General features: G+C 75.1%; 1 protein-coding gene. It reads right to left on the bottom strand.

Going from position 1 to position 1537, the window contains the following annotated elements; translation table 11 throughout:
• Positions 1–67: 67 nt before the first annotated feature.
• The gene (locus ABT106_RS31935; RefSeq protein ID WP_351284556.1) at positions 68–1312 is read right to left on the bottom strand and encodes a Kelch repeat-containing protein; all 1245 of its coding nucleotides are present in this window, start codon (positions 1310–1312) and stop codon (positions 68–70) included.
• Positions 1313–1537 lie beyond the last annotated feature (225 nt).

Here is a 1537-nt window from a genome sequence, read left to right as displayed (position 1 = left end):
CTGCTCGGCCCCTGACGCGCGCACGGGCGCCCCGCCACCCGGGAGGGCAGCGGGGCGCCCGGCTGGGTCAGGGCAGCAGGTCGGGTTCGGCCGGCGCGGGCGCCGTGCCGTCGGTCGGCGACGGCTGGGTCTTCGTCGGCTCCTTGGGCTTCGCCGGGGGCTTCGGCTTCGGCTTCGGCTGCGGCTTCGCCGGCTCGATGGCGAACGCCTCCGTCACCGCCGTGGCGGTACCCGTCGTGTCCGTTCCGCCGAAGACGTACACGCAATTGCTCCTCGGGTCCTTGGTACACGGAGCGGCGGCGCTGCCGGCCGACTGGCGTGCCGTCGGCATCGACGGCAGCGTCACCCAGGCGTTGGAGACGGGGCTGTACGCCTCCAGCGTCCCGAGTACGGTACCGGCGGTGGTGCTGCCGCCCGCGACGTACACGCAGCCGTTGGTCATGCCGTCCGGGCAGGGGGCCGCCGCCGCGGACGCCTGGAAGCGAGCGGTCGGCAGGGCCGGGGCGTAGACCCACGCGTTGAGCACGGGGCTGTACACCTCCACCGAGTTCAGGGCCACGACTCCGTCACCACCGCCGACGGCGTACAGACAGGTGCCCTTCAGGCCGAGGCCCGGCGCGCAGGGTGCCGCTGCGCCGGCGTGGCCGAACCGGGCGCTCTGGAGCGGGGTCACGGTGGTCCAGACGCCGGTCGCCGGACTGTACGCCTCCACCGTGGCCAGCTCGACGCCGACCGGGTTGGCGCCGCCGAACACGTACACGCAGCTGCCGCGCAGGCCGGTGCCCTCGGTGCAGGGGGCCGTGGCGGCCGCCGCGCCGGTGCGGGCCGTCTGGACGGAGGGCAGGCTGATCCAGGCGTTGGTCTCGACGCTGTACGCCTCGACCACCGCGCTGACCGTTCCCCCGCCGGTGGTGCCGCCGACGGCGTACACGCACTCGCCCCGGTGCCCGGGCGGGCACGGGGCCGTCGTCACGGCGGGGCCGGTGCGGGGCGTCTTGACCGGCGGCAGCGTGGCCCAGGTGTTGACGGCCGGGCTGTACGCCGCGAGGTCCGCCGGAGTCCCGGTGCCGGGAACGGCGTACACGCACTTGCCCTGGAGGCCCTCGGGGCAGTTCGCGGTCGCGCCGCCGAGCGCGGACCGCGCGACCGGCATCGACGGAACCGTGATCCACACTCCCTGCGCGGTCGCGGTGCCGGCCGTCAGCGCCAGCAGGGGCGCGAGGGCGATGACGGCGAGCCGCCGCCAGCCGCGGGGCCGGTGGGCGAGTGCGGGGGGCGGATCGGCGGGCGTGGGGCGGTCCGTGCGCCTCATGATGACTCTCTTTCAGACCACTGTCCGGAATGTCCAGATACAGACGAGCACATTCCGCCTGTGGAGGCTGCCGGACGGGCGGCCGAACAGCCCTGCCCCGTCACCCTCCCCCGGAGCCCGCACGGCGTGCCGGAGGTCACGGCGATGCCGGAACCGAAGTCGATCAGGCGGTTGCCGTCGACGTCCTCGATGATGCCGCCGCCCGCGCGGGCCGTGAAGACGGGG

This window comes from Streptomyces sp. NPDC002044 (genome assembly GCF_040296725.1).
Taxonomy (GTDB): Bacteria; Actinomycetota; Actinomycetes; order Streptomycetales; family Streptomycetaceae; genus Streptomyces; species Streptomyces antarcticus.
The sequence above is the reverse complement of the archived record's forward strand: the minus strand, read 5'-3'. Positions and strand labels throughout refer to the sequence as shown.

Coding starts and splice junctions, on each gene's coding strand:
- ABT106_RS31935 (WP_351284556.1), bottom strand. CDS start 1,312: ATGAGGCGCACGGACCGCCCCACGCCCGCCGATCCGCCCCCCGCACTC.